Here is a 16,568-nt window from a genome sequence, read left to right as displayed (position 1 = left end):
GATTTCCTCTCTCGCACATTTCATCTCTTATGCTACAGGTAAAGTAGATGGATTCATCTTGAATGAAAACAATTGCTCTAAACCTGTCGCAAACAGTTCGTCACAGATATCTTCTGCCGCGTTTGCTGGTGCGACCAATGTAATCGTACGACTGTCCATTGTTTCGATCGTGACATATACCCCTGTTGTTGTCCGTTCCTTGTATCCTACTGCTAAATCAGTTTCAGCGAAAAGTAACATATCCCCGATTCTCCCCTTTTCTCATTCATATGCCAAGCCAAAAGATGACCTACATGCTTCGAATTCGTTGTTGTAGGTTTACTGTATCAAAGAGATGAAAAAAGAAGAGAATAGTCATTCGACATTTCATTTCAAAACAATATTCCAGTTCAAACAGGGATATTTTGGAATAATCTACATAGTTGTTGCATGCAAGCGTTTTTACGAGCGTTTCCAACACATTTCATTTCGATTTCAAAAAGATGACAACATAATTTTGATTATTTTACCATCATTTTTAGATAACAGGGAAAATATACCTAGACAATCGATGGCTCATTTTGTCGAATGATTCTTTCACACAATATTATTTTGAGTTCTCATGAACTTTCATCTATCATTCGATTCATTTGTTGCCAGACCGTTCCTAGTGCTTCTTCCCCACTTTCGATTCGAGTCAAGGCGAGTTCCGCCTGTAAAGCGACTTCATATTCTCGGTCTCGGCTCGCTTCACGCAGTCTTGGAATCGACTGTTCTGTTCCAACATCGAACAGGAATCGAGCAGCCCGCCAACGTACTAGTTTATTTTTATCCGTCAAAGCCTCCATCATCATTGGTTCAGCCTCTGGCATCGCCCAATCCGAAATCGTATCACCTGCTGTTCGTCGTACGATACCTGATGGATCATGGAGTGCACTTGTCAGATACTCTAGTAATTCTTCCCGATGTTCTTCGAACATCCCAAGCTTTACGATTGCTTGACGACGAATTTGCATTTTTTCATCCTGTAATAATCGTGCATACGCCGGAACCCATTCCATTTCAACAGGCAGTTCATCGAGCGCCGCGAATCGTTCTTTCCAATCAGACGAACGAATAGCTTGACCACTAAAGGCAATATCTTCCCCTGCTGCGAGCGACTTGAGACGTTCGATACGTTCGACTGGATATGCGATCTCAATCTCATTCGCTACTTCACGCAAACTTTCGTCAAGGTCACCGTATCGAGGTGCTTGTTCCACCCAGCGTCGATCGCTAATGACATTCTGAACGAACGGTTGGACGAATAGCGCTGCTTCTCGGAATCGTTCTGGCAACCCTTCTCGTTTTTCTTCTAAGCCTTTCACACCTTTGATTTGCATTGGTACGCCTAAAATGAACTGTACAAATAAATGGACTGGCTCATACTCAGCATCTGTCTCGTGCTGTTCAACGTCATTTAACGTTTCACCGAACGCACGTCGTATATCGATGACAAGCGAACGCCAATCATATTTCGGATAACGCTCGATCGATAAAAAGTCACTGACCTGATAAACAAACTTAACGCCAGGTATTTCAAGTAATCGCTGAATGTGTTCCGGTGCGCCAAAGGCATGCTCGAATGTCTGCCCCTTTTCCGAAAAGACCTCATCAACGATGACTTTCATGTTATTTGGACTTGGTGTTGGTTCAATCGCTACGATTTTCATGTGTATCCCCTCCACTTCTATCATTTCAGATATCTAATCTGAAATGCAAAGCAAATGCCCTACAGACATGACCGTAGGGCAAAAACTTACTTGAATGCTTCTTCGATAATTGCAACGAAGGCATCCGGTGTCTCAAGCATCCCCATGTGTCCACTGTCTGTTGACCGATGTATGAGATGATCATTTGTTGGTGCAAACGCACTTTCCTCTGAGATCAATGGATCCTTCGTACCATGAATGATGACACCTTTTACGTTTGCTTTCGTTAAAGCTTTCGTCATATCCCGACGATCTCGCATCGCAGAGAGTGCACGGATGGCTCCTTCGACGGTCATCATATACCCAATTTCAAGTGCTTCAGCAACAGCGAATTCATCGGCTCCTTCCGCAAATAAGGACGGAACAAGACCATTGACAAATTCTCTTACTCCAACTTCTTCGACGCGCGTGATATTTTGATTTCGTTTTTGTTTCGCTTGTTCATCATCTGCTTTCGCCGTTGAGTAAACGAGACCATATCCACTGATTTGGTCGGCATACCTTTCCACGATTGCAGCCGTGATGTACCCGCCAAAAGAGTGACCAACGATGATCGGCTTTTCAACACCACGTCGCTCTAGATCATCCATGACCCATTCTGCGAACCCCTCAATCGTATCAGGTCCGACATCCAGTCCTTCATGTCCTGGTAAACTCAACGGTAAAACTTCAAAAGAATGTCGTAAATTTGCCTCTACCCGATTAAAATAATCTGTCCCTCCTGTAAATCCATGTAGGAGTACAAGTGTTTGTTTTTCCATTGACTACCTCATCCCTTCCACTCAGATGCGAGCATACGGTACATCGTCAAGTTCATGAAACGACCATGACTATATGCATAATCTTCTAATAATCCTTCTGCTTGAAACCCTAATTTTTGAACCAATGCATTGGAAGCAAGATTCTCAGGTGCTACGAGAGCACTGATACGATGGAGAGCGAATTCCTCAAATCCGTAAGTCAGAACAGCTCGAGCCGCTTCGGAAGCCACCCCGCGTTGCCAATACTCTTGACTGACTTCAAAGCCAATTTCAGCTCGATGGTATTGGGAAAGCCAGTTATGAAAACCAATCGTACCGATCAATTGATTCGTTTCTGCATCAGCAATTGCCCAGCGAATCGCTTTACCTTGTGTAAACTGTTCCTTGAAGTAACTGATGACATTTTTTGCTTCATAGACTGTCACAAGCGGATCTGATCCGTAATAGTACATGACTTCATCATCTGATAGGATTTTAAACAATTCACGTGCGTCACGGTTTTCGAGCTCACGTAATACGAAGCGCTCGGTTCGCAATTCCGGGAATGGCTTTCGCAAGCCCCACATGCTCCATCACCTCTCTTTATGCTTCTCTATGTAGTATGCCCGTTTTCAGGAGTAAATATCCTTTCAGGCAATTCGAAGTTTTGCTACTATTGAATTATGAATGAGTTAGTCACGGAAAGGAAGCGAAGTGGTATGTCAAGTGCGTTACTTTACTTATATGAGGACGAAGAAAATCAACGCTTGACGATGTCAGGGGTGCATTTCTCTGATTTCGCCGCAGCCGTCGATTTAAAGCGTCCTTTGCTTATTTCAGGAAGTGATTTCAAGCAGACGAAACAATCGTTTCGGACAATGCTACATTATATCGAAGCGCATGAAATCGAACAGTTTTCACAATCCACGGATGTGCAGCGTCATCCATTGATCGCTATTGATATTCGTTCCTCCCATTCACTCGACGTATTAACGGATGTCGAAATCGCGGAATTATTATTTCTAATGCATATGAAACGTGGAATGCCACTTCCCTTCCTTGATTCGATTGAAAATGAATTGGTCTATTTTAGCGAGCATGACGGACTTCATGCTTCCGTTTACTTAAAAGACTGGGCAAGCGTCGAACAATTGATTGCTGATCTTGTGCAACGAAAATTCCGACAGCACGCACGATCCGTTGCCTCTGTTGCTTTAACAGCTGAAATCATGATCCATATCCGTCATTTTCTCGGAGAAGGGGTCCTGATTGATTTCGAAAGCGCAAAGCGATCAGTTTTTTCAAGAAATATTACGATTCCTGTCTATGTGGCTGGCCGTTATGAAGACATGAGCGTGTTACATGAAGATTTTGAAGCCGAGAAAGAATCGATTCTTAGACGTGGAACGCTTGTGTGCCGAAAAAAGAAATGGAGTTTTGAGTTAGATTGACCTTTAGCATCTTTTTCTTTTAGAAAAGGATGCTTTTGTTCTATTTGAATTTTAAATGATGATTCCTTCTTTACGGTTATTCTGGACAATGTGACAATATCGTTAAAAAATTTTTCGAATTTTCACACAAAATAAGACTAGCATCTTGTGAGGACTTCGCTATAATGAGGATAACCTTTTTAAGATAGAAGTTAGACCTGTTTTTTTGTAGGGATGGTACTGGAATCAGCAGAAGGAGGAATTCAATATGGATCAGTTAAAAGTGAACGGAATTGGCTCATTCACGAAATTTGCGACGAACGGGAACATCCTCAAATTAAAGGATGCGACACTCGGTGAAGTGAAACTGTCGCTGAATGAAGCGAGTTCAATGACCATCGCCCCTGTCGATGAAGAAAATGGACTTTTCGTCATTAAAGGGCAACAGCAGGAATCGCTTGTTGAACTGACGTTACCACGTCAATCCTGTGAGGTCGTTCACGCTTGGCTCCTCCATAAATTGAAACGCCATAAAAAAATACGCTTGATTGCGACAAGCTGACATTTGTATGAAAAACCTTAACTCAAGACTTCCATTCTTGAGTTAAGGTTTTTTTCTGTTTAAAAGCTTCGGTGATAAATTTTCAGAAAATATTGTTTTCTTAGATTCTTCATGTTATCCTTAGAAAAATTCAAACAGGAGGTTTTAAACATGACATATACATCGCTCATCCAAGTACGACTGATTGTGATTATGACCAGGGACTGAAGATTCATTTCTCGATTGAGAAGATGAAGACCAGGCCCTTTTCGTCATTTCGACAAGGCGTCTGATCACACGACGCCTATCCACGCACATCGTGGATGAGGCTTTTTTTATTGAAATTAGAATGAATGGAGGACAACACATGTTTAAGACAAAAGATACGTTCGCTTTAGGATTTATGATCTTCGCATTATTTTTCGGTGCAGGTAACCTAATCTTCCCACCAGAACTCGGCGCCCTTGCAAGTAAACAATTCCTCCCAGCCATCCTCGGCTTTATCGTGACAGGTGTTGGTCTTCCGTTGCTCGGCTTACTTGCTGTCGCATCCATCGGAGGCGGCATCAAAACGCTTGCTGCCCCTCTCCCTCGTTTTGTAGGTGCTGCCTTGACGTTTGCTCTCTACGTTGCCATTGGACCTTTCTTCGGAATTCCTCGGACATCGGTTGTCACGTATGAGCTCGGTGTTGTACCATTTCTCGGTGCACCTTCACAAATGACATTAGTTCTCTCATCAAGTCTCTTTTTCATTGCTACGCTTTACCTCGTATTGCGTCCTGGTAAATTACTTGAAATCATCGGACGTTTCATCACACCTTTATTGCTGATTGCACTTGCTGTGTTAAGCATCAGTAGCATCGTCTCACCACTTTCAAGTGTCGCTTCACCAAGCAAAGCCTATGAGACGACAGGTCAAGCATTCATCCAAGGTTTTCTTCAAGGATACTTAACGCTTGATGCACTCGGCGCCTTAGTCTTCGGTGTCGTGGTACTTCATACATTAAAAAGTCGAGGCGTTCATGAACGAACAGCACAATTTAAAGTCGTCACTCGTGCTGGAACGATTGCTGCGGTTGCTTTGACACTCGTCTATATCGGACTCGGAATGATCGGACGTAATACATTTGCCGCAATCGGAAAAGTCGATGGTCCGACACTTCTTCAGCATTATGCGAATACAGCGTTTGGCTCAATTGGTTTAGCTGTACTTGGTCTTGCGATCCTACTTGCCTGCTTGACGACATCAGTTGGTCTCGTCACCGCATTTGCAGAATATATGATGACTCTTTCTGCACGTATCACATTAAAAACAGCAAGTATCTTCACGACTGTTCTTGGTCTCACAGTATCTATCGTCGGATTACAGACATTGTTATCAATTGCCGTTCCCGTGTTGATGTTCCTTTATCCAATCGTCATCGTCTTAATCGCACTAACATTCATGCGTCATCTGTTCCGTCGCAAGTCGGTCGTTTATCAGTCCACTCTTGGAGTAACGATTTTCTTCTCACTTTGTAGTGCGTTAAACCAACTCTCTCTTTTCCCGGGAAATCTCAAAACCTTCTATCAATCACTTCCTTTAGTGGATCAAAGTTTAGAATGGTTATTTCCGACACTTATCGCCTTTGGTATCAGTTCATGGTTTGGACACGTTTCCACCGCTTCAGTCACACAAAAACGCGCTAGCTAGTGATTCCGTTTTCGTAGCTATGGTATGATGAACAAAATGGTTATATTAATGGAGGCGTCATATACATGGATAAGATTGCTTGGATTACCGACAGCATGGCTTTTTTCGAGCCAGGAGAGGCTGAAAAAATCGGAGTCCATGTGATACCGACATTACTCATCTTGAACGGGGAGTCTTACCGGGAGTATGTCGATATCTCGATTGAACAATTGAATCAAAAAATGCAGGATGATTCGAAAATTTCACCTACGACTTCGCAACCGTCTTTTGGTGACTTCGTAACTCTATATGAACAGTTACTCGAAGACGGTTATGATTACGGATATGCGATTCACATCACGAGTGGCTTAAGTGGTACCTACTCCAGTTCGGTCGCTGCAGCTGAGGCTGTCGGTTTCCCGCTCTATGCGATTGATTCATACACGGGTGCTGCCAATCAACAAGAACTTGTCCGGATCGCACAGCGACTAGTAGCTGCTGGTAACGATCCAAAGGAAGTCATGTCGACACTTGAAACGTTTAAACACAAATCGCATTTTTATTTGATTATTGGAAATATGGAGACGATGCGACGTAGTGGTCGAGTTTCAGGAAGTCAATTTTTATTAGCGAACATGCTCAACATCAAGCCGATCGTTCAATTTAATGAAGAAGGACAGCTTGTTCCTTTCAAGAAGGTACGCTCGATCAAAAAAGCATTTAAGGAAATGATAACCGAGATCACTTCTAAAGTGACAGCACAAGGAGTCTACGATCGAACGCTATATATCGGTCATACGCTCGCTCATACTGCTGCTGAAGAATTGAAACGTTTGATTGTAACGGAACATCCTGAAATCAACGTTCGTATCACGCAATTCGGTCCTTCCATCTTGGCACATGCTGGTGCTGAGACGGTCGGCGTGTTCTGGTTCGACGACATTTCTCTACCTACAACTTGATACCTAACATTAAAAAATAAAGAACCGGACGGCCTTAAAAAGACTGTCCGGTTCTTTATTTTGCTTCGTATTTACGAAATAATTCTTCTAGCAACATCGCTTCGTCCAACGTACGATGAATCGGTTCGTGCGGAAGTGCGATTTGATTCGATAATGTGTCGGAAGGATATACATCAAACGACACTTGTTCCATCTCAATAATATACTCAAGGATAGAATCAAGTGAGCTTTCCTTTTTAAATTGACGAAGCCAATTTTCATATCGACGATCTACTTTTCCCTCTTTCAGCAATATCTCTCCACTAGCAATGATTGCCCATTTAGGCGGCGCATCGATTTGGAAAAGTTCCAACTGCTGATATTCTTCCATCGTTCGTTTCGTCACCGGAATGACACCGTTGATTGAGACCAATCGTTTTAATCTAAGATGCGCTCGCAACGTCATGAATCGCGGTCGTCCGGCGACTCGCTCAACAAGCAAGGTCGGTTTATCAATGGAACGCATCGTTTCTTCATCAAATAATAAACTATGATCTACATCTAATACTAGCATTAAGACACTCCTTTTTTTCTGCGGGAGACGATGAATGCATAGGAGCTACATAAAAGAATCGCTGCAAAACAATAACCACCGATGACGTCTGAAAAATAATGAACGTTTAAAATGATGCGGGAAGCTCCCATGGCAAGAAATAACCCAATCGTCAACACCGATACGATTACTTTGCCAGTCGTTTTTAAATGCCGGAAAGCGACGACAAGAAATCCTACATATACAGCGAATGCCATCGCGGAATGACCACTTGGAAAACTATAGCCAACACCACCAACTAACTCATTCAATGAAGGACGTTCTCGTACGAAGGCAAATTTGACGACTTGATTCAATGCTCCTACAGAGATCGCCATCAATACATACCAAATACTTGCGATACGATCTCGCCACAAGACATAACTCACTACTCCAAGTAACATCGTCATTGTCATCGCCCCAGGACCAGAGCCTAGTTGAGTGAACCAAGAGACATAGTCCCCTGGAACATGTTGAGACATGTACGACGATAATTGAGCGTCAAATAAAAAATAGCCCGTCATTCGAATCGAGACGGCGATGATCACGAACAAGACGACAGCGATGGATGCACCCACCCACGCCGCTCTTGCCCCCCGCATTAGTATGTCCCCTTACGTTCTTCTAATTCTTCTGCTGAATAATCTTCCTTATCCCGCAAACGATGCGCCAAACGCCCTGATGCATTTGCTGCGATGGCCGCGACGATATCATCCATGAACGTGTTGACTTTTCCGTCCCCAAGCTTCGTATCGAGTTCTTTGATAATACCGACCTTTGCTTTATCCAAATAGCCGAACGTCGTAACCGCAATCGAACCATACGTGTTGACGGCACCAATCGCAATCGTCTCATCTACGCCAAATAGCCCTTCATCGCTTTGGATGATGGACAGGAGGGGTTCTGATAATAACCCTTTTTCCGCCAAGATATCTAGTTCTGCTCCGACGAGAATCGCATGTTGTAATTCACGTTTTTCAAGAACACGTTCCACTGAACTGACACATGTTTCAATTGTCAGATCCACTGTGTATGGGGCCTGCATTTGGTACACGATCTCAGCGATTGCATGAATCGTCACCCCTCGTTCGTGTAACTTATCGATAGCTGCCTGTTTGACCTCTTTTGAATGTGTTTTCTTCATGACTATATCCACCTCTCCAACAAAGTACTTCATTAGTATACACGGATTCTGAAGCTCCTCTCAAACTTCTTTGACATCGACGCCAGAATCCGTCATGATTATTTTGTAAAGCGTTATCATTTCAGGGGAAAGTAGGGGATTTTCGATGAACATCGGGGTTGTATTGTTTCCATCGAAACGCGTTCAAGATTTTGCAAATTCATACCGAAAAAGATATGACTCGAAGTATGCACTGATCACACCTCATATCACGCTACGGGAGCGGATGGAAGTCGATGAGACAGAATTAGACCACATCGTGACGGAGTTGAATCGAATCGCGTCCGAAACGAAGCCTGTCAATTTGCACATCCAAGGAGCTCGTTCGTTCCATCCGACGAACAATGTCTTGTTCCTTAAAGTAATGCCTACGGATGAGTTAGAACAATTACATCGCGCTTTGCATACGGGACCACTCGAACATAAGCCGAAATACGATTTCTTGCCACACATCACAATCGGTCAAGAACTGTCGGATGTCGAACTGTTCGATGTACTAGAACGTCTCAAGATGGAAGATATCCGTTTCCAAGAGGACGTCACGAAAATGGCTTTATTGTATGAACTGGAGAACGGTGCTTGGAGTGTCTATGAGACATTCCGCTTCACAGGTCAATGAATGATTAAACTTCCCGGTCGAAGCTTCGACCGGGAAGTTTTAGTTCTGGTAATACACCGTATGCATTTGCCTGTTCTTCTAAAAAGTCGTCCGCTTCGTGTTCGCGGTAAGGGTCAGTTGGGCGTATCGGTTGAACTCGAGCGACTGGTTCAGTCTTTAGCTGTGGATCGAGACGTACTTGACGATTGACATATTGTACGACTGTAAAATCGATTGCGTTCATCCTCTGCACTTCCTCTCTCCTTCAACATGTTCATATTTGACACTTCCCCGATTAAGCACAAAAAAAACCAAGCTCCCCTCCTAAGGGAAGCCCGGTTCACTAAATCACCTATTACAGAATGTGGAATCCACTATCGACGTGAAGGATTTCTCCTGTTACACCACTCGACATTTGCGAAAGTAAGAATAATCCACTCTGACCGATTTGTTCCGTCGTAACGTTACGGTGAAGTGGCGCGCGTTCTTCGATGCTATCAAGGATTGAGTTGAAATCGCCAACACCTTTTGCTGAAACTGTCCGGATCGGACCAGCAGAGATCGCATTGACACGAACACCTTGCTGTCCGTATTCAGCAGCGAGATAACGAACGCTAGCATCTAATGCTGCTTTCGCAACACCCATGACGTTGTAGTTCGGAACCATCTTCTCACCACCAAGGTACGTCAATGTGATGACAGATGCGTCTTCTGTAAAGAAGTCTTTCGCCGCTTTGACGACTGCTGTTAAGCTGTAGGCTGAGATATCAAGTGCTTGCGCAAACTGTTCACGCGTTACCCCAGAAAACTCACCGCGAAGCGCTTCTTTATCCGCGAATGCGATCGAGTGAGCGATCCCTGAAATCTTACCGTGGTCCGCATGAATCGTTTGGAAGACCTGTTCAATCTCTTCGTCACTCGTGACATCACACGTATAATAAGAAGCCGGTCGTGATAATTCTTGTCCTAATTTTTCAAGTGGTGCCTTGAAACGTTCTCCGACATATGTAAATGCCAGGCTTGCTCCAGCAGCGTCGAGCGCACGTGCGATACCCCATGCAATCGAACGTTGATTAATGACGCCCATGACGACGTACGTCTTGCCTTCGAGTGAAGGATAAATATTCATGATAAAGTCCCCCTTGAATTAGTACCTGGTAATAAAACCTATCTTCAGGTTACAAAAACGTAACGCTTCTGTCAACCATCGCTCTTGATATTGCGGATTTGATAAATTACGGTAATATAGAAAGAGATAGAAAGTAGGGATGAAATGAATCGATTCAAATCATTTACACAACGTTATGATCATACGTTGCTTTTTTTACTCGCCTGTCTGATGGTCATCAGTATCATCGCCATCTATACAGCACAACCTTCGCTTAAAGGTGCGATCAGTGCCATCAACTTCTCTGCCAAACAAATTCAATGGTATGTCATCGGCTTCATGGCGTTATCCGTCGTCATTTTCATCGATTATGAACAGTTGAAGCGATTCCACTGGTTTTTATATGGAGCAGGTATCGTGTCATTGATCGGTCTTGTCGTTCTTCGAAACACACCAATCGTCACTGAAATCAAAGGGGCATACGGTTGGTATCAATTCCCCGTTATCGGTACGGTTCAACCGGCTGAGTTCATGAAGTTCTTTTTGATCGTGACGCTCGCTGCCGTCATTACCGAGCACAATGCGCGTTATGTTCAACATGAAAGAGATCTCTTGTTACTTATCAAGTTAGTCGCGGTTACAGCCTTGCCGCTCGGTCTTATCATCATTCAGCCCGATTTAGGGATCGGTTTGATTCTATGCGTCATCTTAGCATGTGCGATGTTGTTATCCGGACTAAACTGGAAATGGCTTTTAACGATGTTCGGTCTGTTCGCAGGAGCCGTCATCATCTTCTTTTACCTGTTCTTTTTCCAAAATGATTTACTCGCAACCTTTTTCCCAGGTCACGCGATGAACCGGATCATGGCTTGGTTGCAACCGTTCGAATATGCGGATGATCTGTCGTACCAGCTCGTCCAAGCAATCAACGCTACAGGTTCAGGGCAAATGTTCGGCGTTGGATACGGGAAACTGCAAGTGTTCGTTCCGGAATTGCATACAGACTTCATCTTTACGACGATTGCCTCTCACTACGGTTTCATCGGGGCTGCCATCGTCTTGATCGTATTGTTCCTGTTCGTCTATCGGTTGATTCAGATTGCTCTCGAGACAGCGGATCCATTTGGTACCTATATCGTGACAGGATACGTCGCGATGTTTACGTTCCAAATTTTCCAAAACATCGGGATGACGATTGGTGTCTTACCGATCACAGGCCTTCCCCTACCGTTCATCAGTTATGGTGGATCAACGATGATCGTAAACCTCGTCGGTCTAGGATTGATCATGGCAATCGCCTCTCAATCTCGGATTTCCATGTTCGATGAAGACTAAACACAAATAAAAGGCAGTGGACCAAGTCCATTGCCTTTTATTTGTGCACTTTATCATTCCAGTCGGAGATCCTCAGGAAGTGGTGCTTCAAAACGAACCTGTTCTCCCGTCGCAGGATGAAGGAACGTTGCTGACGCACTATGAAGCGCCTGACGCGGAAGTAACGGGTTCCCTTGATACATCGTATCGCCAATCAAAGGATGCCCAAGAAAAGCAAGGTGGACACGAATTTGGTGTGTCCGACCTGTCTCTAGTCGGATATCGAGTAATGAGATTTCTTGGTCAAAGGCTCGAACTAGACGGCTATTTAAGATATGTGTGATGGCTCGTTGACCATCTGGTCGTACCATCCGTTCCATGAAGGAATGATCAGTTTGACCAATCGGTTGATCAATTGTTTGTACCGGTACGTTTCCGGGTGCATACGCTAAATAATGTCGTTCTAATTCATTGGATCGTTGCATGAGACTCATCCGGTGATGGGCAAGCCCGTGTTTCGCGAACAAGACAAGACCACTCGTATCACGATCGAGTCGATTGACGATATGGATCGCATACGGAATTCCTTGTTTTCGATAATAACCAAGAACATAATTCGACAATGAGTGTTCCGGATGCAATCGTGACGGAATCGATGCCATCCCCGGTGGTTTATTGACGACGAGTAACCAATCATCTTCAAACAAAATATCGAGTTCCCCTTCTGTCGCTACCATGTCCGGTGCTGGTGTTTCTTCCGGGAAGAAGACGTGGACGCGGTCACCCACGCACAAGACGTCGTGGACGTTGACATGATGACCGTTCCGCGTGATATCTCCATGATTTTTGATTGATACTAACATTTTTCGTGAGATACCTAGACGGGTCGTACAAAAATGACTGACGCGCCAGCCATCCTCGATATCAGTAACCGTCTGTCGTAGCTGAAATCCATTCATGTTTCTCTTTCCTTTACATACTGCGTCAACGTCTTTCGTCTGCCAGGAAAGATTCCCGCACCCGTTGCCAAAACGGGAAAGAACGAAAACGAGCAAATTTCACTTTTTTATCTGATACCCGACACCGGATCGATGTCACATTTTGATGGACAATCGAAGCATAGTGGTCATAGGTCATCTGAAAATCAATCGGATTGACGGGACGAATTTCGACATCATGATGTTTCGGTAATAACATCGGTGAGCCGATCGTCCGGTAAACACGATTATTGATCGAAGCCATTTCTGTAATTTGGATCGCTTCGAGTGCCGGGTGGACGATCGCACCGCCGAGCGCCTTGTTATATGCCGTCGAACCAGAGGGTGTCGATATACATAACCCGTCACCTCGAAACGTCTCAAAATAGTCGCCTCGAATCGATAAATCGCAGACGAGTGTTTGATTGAAACTTTTGATCGTACACTCGTTCAAAGCAAGCAGTTGATTATGCGAGCCATCCGCATAGTCAATTGATAGTTCAAGCAGCGGGTATTCGACCGTCGCTAAATCCTGCTTCGCGATATGATCAATCAACTCATCCATCTCTTCAGGACGCCAATCCGCATAAAAACCAAGGTGCCCTGTATGAATCCCTACAAGGGTAATCGTCTCTACTTGATCGAGATACGAATGGAACGCTTGTAACATTGTCCCGTCTCCCCCGATTGAGACGACGATTTCCGGTTGACTGACATCAAGCACACATCCCCGCTCCGTCAACGCCTGCTCGAGTTGTTGTTTTAGCGCATGAGAACGCTCATCATCACGAGCCGTGATTGCAAAACGCATGGTCATCCCCCTACTCTTTTAATCGTTCCGACGCCTTAGCGTCGCGTTGAAAGACGAGTTGCGCGTCTTGGATTTCTACTTTCAATTGACTCATCTCCGCATCAAGCAAAAATGCCGCTTCTGCCGCCCGCCGCAGGCGCTCACGCGTTTCTTCCGGAATGTTCCCTTGGTACTTGTAATTTAACGAGTGTTCGATCGTCGCCCAAAAGTTCATCGCAAGCGTCCGAATTTGAATCTCGACTAATGTCGGTACTTCACCTTCGATCGTCTGTACTGGATAAGCAATGATGACGTGATACGATCGATAACCACTATCCTTCTTTTGAGTGATGTAGTTACGTTCCTCGACGATTTTAAAATCACCGCGCGAACGTAATAGTTCAAGAACATGAATGATATCATCGACGAATTGACACATGATGCGTAATCCGGCAATATCCTGCATATCTTGTTCCAATGATTCACGCGCAATTGCTTTTCGTTCTGCTTTTTGAAGAATGCTTTTTACAGGTTTGACCCGTCCTGTGACAAATTCAATCGGTGAATGCTCTCCCCGTTGCTGAAATTGTTTACGAATCGCTTTTAGCTTTACTTTCAACTCATCGACCGCGATTTGATACGGCGCAAGAAATAAATCCCAATTTTCTTTTGTCATCTGATTTGTCACCACTTTTAATCGAATAGTATTGGTTCAGTGCCTGTTCCTACCTCATTCATGTTATCATATTTTCAGACATTCAACTAGAAAGGCGTGATTCCGATTAGACAAGAATTGGAAATCGAATTCAAGAACTTATTGTCTGAACAAGAATATCTATCGTTATTTACCCATTATGCGTCAACTAAACAACCCATTTGGCAAGCAAATGATTATTTTGATACGCCTGATTTCGAACTTCGAAAAAAAGGTGCTGCCTTACGGATACGTGAAAAAAAACAAGGACTCGTCCTTACTTTAAAACAACCTCATGAAAATGGATTGCTTGAAACACATGTCACACTATCAGCAAGTGAAGCGGAAGATTTATTCAAATACGGTCTGATTCACTCCGAAGAGATGAATCACCAGTTGTCGTCTTTTGACTTGCAAGGTTCGTTGGAACATTTAGGACGTTTAGAAACCGAACGCATCGAGACGGTGCTTCCAGAAGGCTTACTCGTCCTTGATAAAAGTCGCTATCTCGGACATACAGATTATGAGTTAGAGTTTGAGGTCAGCAACTTCGAACAAGGGCAAAAGGATTTCGAGCGACTTCTTTTAGCACACGATATTCCGCAGCGCAAAACTAAAAATAAAATCGTTCGCTTCATGGAACGTAAAGCGCTTACTTGAATTTTCGTGTAGGACTGAACAAGCAAAACCTTTGCTCTTTCTTTTTTTTCGTTGCTAAAATAGGGTAACGATAACAACAGGAAGGGGTGAACGGATGGAACACGCACAATGTAACGGATCTTATTGTTCATTGGACGAACCATCGATTCAACAACCGACGAAACCTCTGGAAATCTATCATTTTCTAGATGTGACACAAACGGACGGTTTACGGTTGATACCCGTTCTCAAGAAATTAGAGCTAGAATATGGTCATCTTTTTCGTCTCCGCACGATTGCTACGATTCCTTGTGCTCCTTCACGTTCCGCGTGCGATATGTCACCACTCGTCATCCTAAAAGCAATCGAGCTTCAAGGAAAAACGTTTGGTATGCGGTTCATGCGACGCCTTCGGATGCTTCATAATGTCGAAGGTGAGAGTGCTTACAGCCGTCCATCATTGATGCGGTTAGCCGAAGCATTGACAGAGTATGGTCTGGATTTAGGTGAATTCCACCGTGATGTCTCGTCGGACACGATTCAGCAAATGCTTGAGAAAGAGACTGAACTGGTTACGGAATGGGATGTCCGAATTCTTCCGACACTCGCTTTCGTTGGAGATGAGGAAGCCATTAAGGCTGAAGGACCTTATGAGTATTTGGTCTATGTTTCGATCTTAAGTGAACTGCTAGATCATACGATTGAAAAACAACCGAAGCCACCACTTGAACAATTCTTGAGACGGTATGAAACAGCAACTACGGCTGAAATCGCCTTTATTTATGACGCTCCTGAATCCCAGATTGAACACGAACTAAAAAAACTGGTCTTACAACAGAAATGTGCTTCTCTATCGTATTGTGATGGAAAAGTATGGCGTCATTTAAAAGATTCAGCACATGCTTAATACAAAAAAGGACAGTGGAAGCTGTGAACTGCCCCATAAAAGTTGGACATAAAAATCCAACTTTTATGGGGTGTTTTTTATGATCAAATATACGAAGGCATTTAAGATCAAGGTCGTTGAACGTTATCTGACGGGACGAGACGGATACCAGATTATGGCGGAGGAATTCGGGATACGACCTGAACGAGTCCGTGAGTGGTCGCGTCTTTATGAACGTTGGGGAGAGACGATCTTCGATCCTTCCTATACAACTACAACACACTCGCCGGCATTTAAACTGGAGGTATTAAACGACATGGCGACCAACGGACTGTCCTACATAGAGGCAGCCGTAAAATATCGAATTTCCTCCCCGGGGATGATCTCGAACTGGCGATCGACGTATGAACGGGAAGGGACCGCAGGTCTGGTCGCTAGACCGAAAGGACGTGCCCCGATGGCGAAACGCAAGAAGAAAGATTTTGAAGAGATGACAGAAGTCGAGAAGCTCAAGGAGCGGGTCGAGTATCTTGAGATGGAGAACGCTGCGCTAAAAAAATTGAGAGCCTTGGTTCAAGAAGAGAATGCGCGACGAACCGGATCAAGGCGCAAGTAATCGATGAGTTGCGGGCGGTCTATCCCGTCCCGGGACTCCTCCGCGTGCTCGAGATGGCTCGGAGTGTCTACTACTATTGGCGGACGCGCCTGACGGGCGAAGACAAGTACGCGGAAG

Annotated in this window: 21 protein-coding genes; 9 read left to right on the top strand and 12 right to left on the bottom strand. The window is 44.3% G+C overall.

Annotation, left to right across the window (positions count from 1 at the left end):
- Window positions 1–27: 27 nt before the first annotated feature.
- The 4 genes from B3M90_RS04375 to B3M90_RS04360 form a co-directional block, all read right to left on the bottom strand.
- Window positions 28–240, bottom strand: a complete 213-nt coding sequence (locus B3M90_RS04375; protein WP_214854661.1) for a hypothetical protein — start codon at window positions 238–240, stop codon at window positions 28–30.
- A 359-nt stretch (window positions 241–599) separates the two neighbouring features.
- Entirely contained in the window at window positions 600–1,691 is a 1,092-nt protein-coding gene (locus B3M90_RS04370; protein WP_056062400.1) for a conserved virulence factor C family protein, read from the bottom strand.
- Window positions 1,692–1,777: 86 nt separating this feature from the next.
- Window positions 1,778–2,491, bottom strand: a complete 714-nt coding sequence (locus B3M90_RS04365) for an alpha/beta fold hydrolase (RefSeq protein ID WP_214854664.1) — start codon at window positions 2,489–2,491, stop codon at window positions 1,778–1,780.
- Window positions 2,492–2,499: 8 nt separating this feature from the next.
- Window positions 2,500–3,057 (bottom strand): GNAT family N-acetyltransferase, encoded by a 558-nt coding sequence (locus B3M90_RS04360; protein WP_035406655.1) that lies wholly within the window; start codon window positions 3,055–3,057, stop codon window positions 2,500–2,502.
- A gap of 132 nt (window positions 3,058–3,189) precedes the next feature.
- Between B3M90_RS04360 and B3M90_RS04355 the strand changes: the two genes are divergently transcribed.
- From B3M90_RS04355 to B3M90_RS04340, 4 genes are all read left to right on the top strand, one after another.
- Window positions 3,190–3,921 carry a hypothetical protein gene (locus B3M90_RS04355; RefSeq protein WP_290759444.1) on the top strand — a complete coding sequence of 244 codons (732 nt, stop codon included), beginning with the start codon at window positions 3,190–3,192 and terminating at the stop codon, window positions 3,919–3,921.
- Between the two features lie 247 nt (window positions 3,922–4,168).
- Window positions 4,169–4,462 carry a hypothetical protein gene (locus tag B3M90_RS04350; protein WP_290759447.1) on the top strand — a complete coding sequence of 98 codons (294 nt, stop codon included), beginning with the start codon at window positions 4,169–4,171 and terminating at the stop codon, window positions 4,460–4,462.
- 346 nt (window positions 4,463–4,808) lie between these two features.
- A complete protein-coding gene (gene brnQ / locus B3M90_RS04345) occupies window positions 4,809–6,134 on the top strand; it encodes a branched-chain amino acid transport system II carrier protein (RefSeq protein WP_214854670.1) in 1,326 nt (441 codons plus the stop codon).
- Window positions 6,135–6,199: 65 nt separating this feature from the next.
- Window positions 6,200–7,075, top strand: coding sequence for a DegV family protein (locus tag B3M90_RS04340; protein ID WP_214854673.1), 876 nt, complete (start codon window positions 6,200–6,202; stop codon window positions 7,073–7,075).
- 55 nt (window positions 7,076–7,130) lie between these two features.
- Here the strand turns inward: B3M90_RS04340 and B3M90_RS04335 are convergent, their stop codons facing one another.
- From B3M90_RS04335 to B3M90_RS04325, 3 genes are read right to left on the bottom strand one after another with little or no spacing between them, the layout of a single operon-like run.
- A complete protein-coding gene (locus B3M90_RS04335; protein WP_290782765.1) occupies window positions 7,131–7,628 on the bottom strand; it encodes a hypothetical protein in 498 nt (165 codons plus the stop codon).
- Window positions 7,628–8,248, bottom strand: a complete 621-nt coding sequence (locus B3M90_RS04330; RefSeq protein ID WP_214854677.1) for a phosphatase PAP2 family protein — start codon at window positions 8,246–8,248, stop codon at window positions 7,628–7,630. Before B3M90_RS04330 ends, B3M90_RS04335 begins: the two co-directional genes overlap by 1 nt.
- Window positions 8,248–8,790: a phosphatidylglycerophosphatase A family protein gene (locus B3M90_RS04325; RefSeq protein ID WP_034786059.1), complete on the bottom strand. Its 543-nt coding sequence runs from the start codon at window positions 8,788–8,790 to the stop codon at window positions 8,248–8,250. The genes B3M90_RS04330 and B3M90_RS04325 overlap by 1 nt, the downstream gene beginning before the upstream one ends.
- 145 nt (window positions 8,791–8,935) lie before the next feature.
- Here B3M90_RS04325 and B3M90_RS04320 point away from each other — a divergent pair, with 145 nt between their 5' ends.
- Window positions 8,936–9,448: a YjcG family protein gene (locus tag B3M90_RS04320; protein WP_023468877.1), complete on the top strand. Its 513-nt coding sequence runs from the start codon at window positions 8,936–8,938 to the stop codon at window positions 9,446–9,448.
- A gap of 4 nt (window positions 9,449–9,452) precedes the next feature.
- On the opposite strand, the gene B3M90_RS04315 is transcribed toward B3M90_RS04320, so the two are convergent.
- Together B3M90_RS04315 and fabI are read right to left on the bottom strand one after the other, a co-directional pair.
- Window positions 9,453–9,671, bottom strand: coding sequence for a hypothetical protein (locus B3M90_RS04315; RefSeq protein ID WP_290782763.1), 219 nt, complete (start codon window positions 9,669–9,671; stop codon window positions 9,453–9,455).
- A 111-nt stretch (window positions 9,672–9,782) separates the two neighbouring features.
- On the bottom strand, window positions 9,783–10,556 hold the full coding sequence (gene fabI / locus B3M90_RS04310; protein ID WP_029342212.1) for an enoyl-ACP reductase FabI: 774 nt from the start codon (window positions 10,554–10,556) through the stop codon (window positions 9,783–9,785).
- 144 nt (window positions 10,557–10,700) lie between these two features.
- On the opposite strand from fabI, the gene B3M90_RS04305 reads away from it, so the two are divergent.
- A complete protein-coding gene (locus B3M90_RS04305) occupies window positions 10,701–11,870 on the top strand; it encodes an FtsW/RodA/SpoVE family cell cycle protein (RefSeq protein ID WP_035396680.1) in 1,170 nt (389 codons plus the stop codon).
- Window positions 11,871–11,923: 53 nt separating this feature from the next.
- On the opposite strand, the gene B3M90_RS04300 is transcribed toward B3M90_RS04305, so the two are convergent.
- From B3M90_RS04300 to B3M90_RS04290, 3 genes are read right to left on the bottom strand one after another with little or no spacing between them, the layout of a single operon-like run.
- Window positions 11,924–12,808: an RluA family pseudouridine synthase gene (locus tag B3M90_RS04300; protein WP_214854679.1), complete on the bottom strand. Its 885-nt coding sequence runs from the start codon at window positions 12,806–12,808 to the stop codon at window positions 11,924–11,926.
- Between the two features lie 25 nt (window positions 12,809–12,833).
- Entirely contained in the window at window positions 12,834–13,637 is an 804-nt protein-coding gene (locus tag B3M90_RS04295) for an NAD kinase (RefSeq protein ID WP_035406625.1), read from the bottom strand.
- A 10-nt stretch (window positions 13,638–13,647) separates the two neighbouring features.
- On the bottom strand, window positions 13,648–14,292 hold the full coding sequence (locus B3M90_RS04290; RefSeq protein WP_035396676.1) for a GTP pyrophosphokinase: 645 nt from the start codon (window positions 14,290–14,292) through the stop codon (window positions 13,648–13,650).
- A gap of 117 nt (window positions 14,293–14,409) precedes the next feature.
- Between B3M90_RS04290 and B3M90_RS04285 the strand changes: the two genes are divergently transcribed.
- The 3 genes from B3M90_RS04285 (at window position 14,410) to B3M90_RS04275 (ending at window position 16,451) form a co-directional block, all read left to right on the top strand.
- A complete protein-coding gene (locus B3M90_RS04285) occupies window positions 14,410–14,970 on the top strand; it encodes a CYTH domain-containing protein (RefSeq protein ID WP_285801411.1) in 561 nt (186 codons plus the stop codon).
- A gap of 94 nt (window positions 14,971–15,064) precedes the next feature.
- A complete protein-coding gene (locus B3M90_RS04280) occupies window positions 15,065–15,856 on the top strand; it encodes a DsbA family protein (RefSeq protein WP_214854681.1) in 792 nt (263 codons plus the stop codon).
- A 79-nt stretch (window positions 15,857–15,935) separates the two neighbouring features.
- The gene (locus B3M90_RS04275; protein WP_290782760.1) at window positions 15,936–16,451 is read left to right on the top strand and encodes a helix-turn-helix domain-containing protein; all 516 of its coding nucleotides are present in this window, start codon (window positions 15,936–15,938) and stop codon (window positions 16,449–16,451) included.
- Window positions 16,452–16,568 lie beyond the last annotated feature (117 nt).

The organism is Exiguobacterium sp. UBA6309, assembly GCF_002439205.1.
In the GTDB taxonomy this organism is placed as follows: domain Bacteria; phylum Bacillota; class Bacilli; order Exiguobacteriales; family Exiguobacteriaceae; genus Exiguobacterium_A.
This window is presented reverse-complemented; position numbering and strand designations above follow the sequence as displayed.

Coding starts and splice junctions, on each gene's coding strand:
- B3M90_RS04375 (WP_214854661.1), bottom strand. CDS start 240: ATGTTACTTTTCGCTGAAACTGATTTAGCAGTAGGATACAAGGAACGG.
- B3M90_RS04370 (WP_056062400.1), bottom strand. CDS start 1,691: ATGAAAATCGTAGCGATTGAACCAACACCAAGTCCAAATAACATGAAA.
- B3M90_RS04365 (WP_214854664.1), bottom strand. CDS start 2,491: ATGGAAAAACAAACACTTGTACTCCTACATGGATTTACAGGAGGGACA.
- B3M90_RS04360 (WP_035406655.1), bottom strand. CDS start 3,057: ATGTGGGGCTTGCGAAAGCCATTCCCGGAATTGCGAACCGAGCGCTTC.
- B3M90_RS04355 (WP_290759444.1), top strand. CDS start 3,190: ATGTCAAGTGCGTTACTTTACTTATATGAGGACGAAGAAAATCAACGC.
- B3M90_RS04350 (WP_290759447.1), top strand. CDS start 4,169: ATGGATCAGTTAAAAGTGAACGGAATTGGCTCATTCACGAAATTTGCG.
- brnQ (WP_214854670.1), top strand. CDS start 4,809: ATGTTTAAGACAAAAGATACGTTCGCTTTAGGATTTATGATCTTCGCA.
- B3M90_RS04340 (WP_214854673.1), top strand. CDS start 6,200: ATGGATAAGATTGCTTGGATTACCGACAGCATGGCTTTTTTCGAGCCA.
- B3M90_RS04335 (WP_290782765.1), bottom strand. CDS start 7,628: ATGCTAGTATTAGATGTAGATCATAGTTTATTATTTGATGAAGAAACG.
- B3M90_RS04330 (WP_214854677.1), bottom strand. CDS start 8,248: ATGCGGGGGGCAAGAGCGGCGTGGGTGGGTGCATCCATCGCTGTCGTC.
- B3M90_RS04325 (WP_034786059.1), bottom strand. CDS start 8,790: ATGAAGAAAACACATTCAAAAGAGGTCAAACAGGCAGCTATCGATAAG.
- B3M90_RS04320 (WP_023468877.1), top strand. CDS start 8,936: ATGAACATCGGGGTTGTATTGTTTCCATCGAAACGCGTTCAAGATTTT.
- B3M90_RS04315 (WP_290782763.1), bottom strand. CDS start 9,671: ATGAACGCAATCGATTTTACAGTCGTACAATATGTCAATCGTCAAGTA.
- fabI (WP_029342212.1), bottom strand. CDS start 10,556: ATGAATATTTATCCTTCACTCGAAGGCAAGACGTACGTCGTCATGGGC.
- B3M90_RS04305 (WP_035396680.1), top strand. CDS start 10,701: ATGAATCGATTCAAATCATTTACACAACGTTATGATCATACGTTGCTT.
- B3M90_RS04300 (WP_214854679.1), bottom strand. CDS start 12,808: ATGAATGGATTTCAGCTACGACAGACGGTTACTGATATCGAGGATGGC.
- B3M90_RS04295 (WP_035406625.1), bottom strand. CDS start 13,637: ATGCGTTTTGCAATCACGGCTCGTGATGATGAGCGTTCTCATGCGCTA.
- B3M90_RS04290 (WP_035396676.1), bottom strand. CDS start 14,292: ATGACAAAAGAAAATTGGGATTTATTTCTTGCGCCGTATCAAATCGCG.
- B3M90_RS04280 (WP_214854681.1), top strand. CDS start 15,065: ATGGAACACGCACAATGTAACGGATCTTATTGTTCATTGGACGAACCA.
- B3M90_RS04275 (WP_290782760.1), top strand. CDS start 15,936: ATGATCAAATATACGAAGGCATTTAAGATCAAGGTCGTTGAACGTTAT.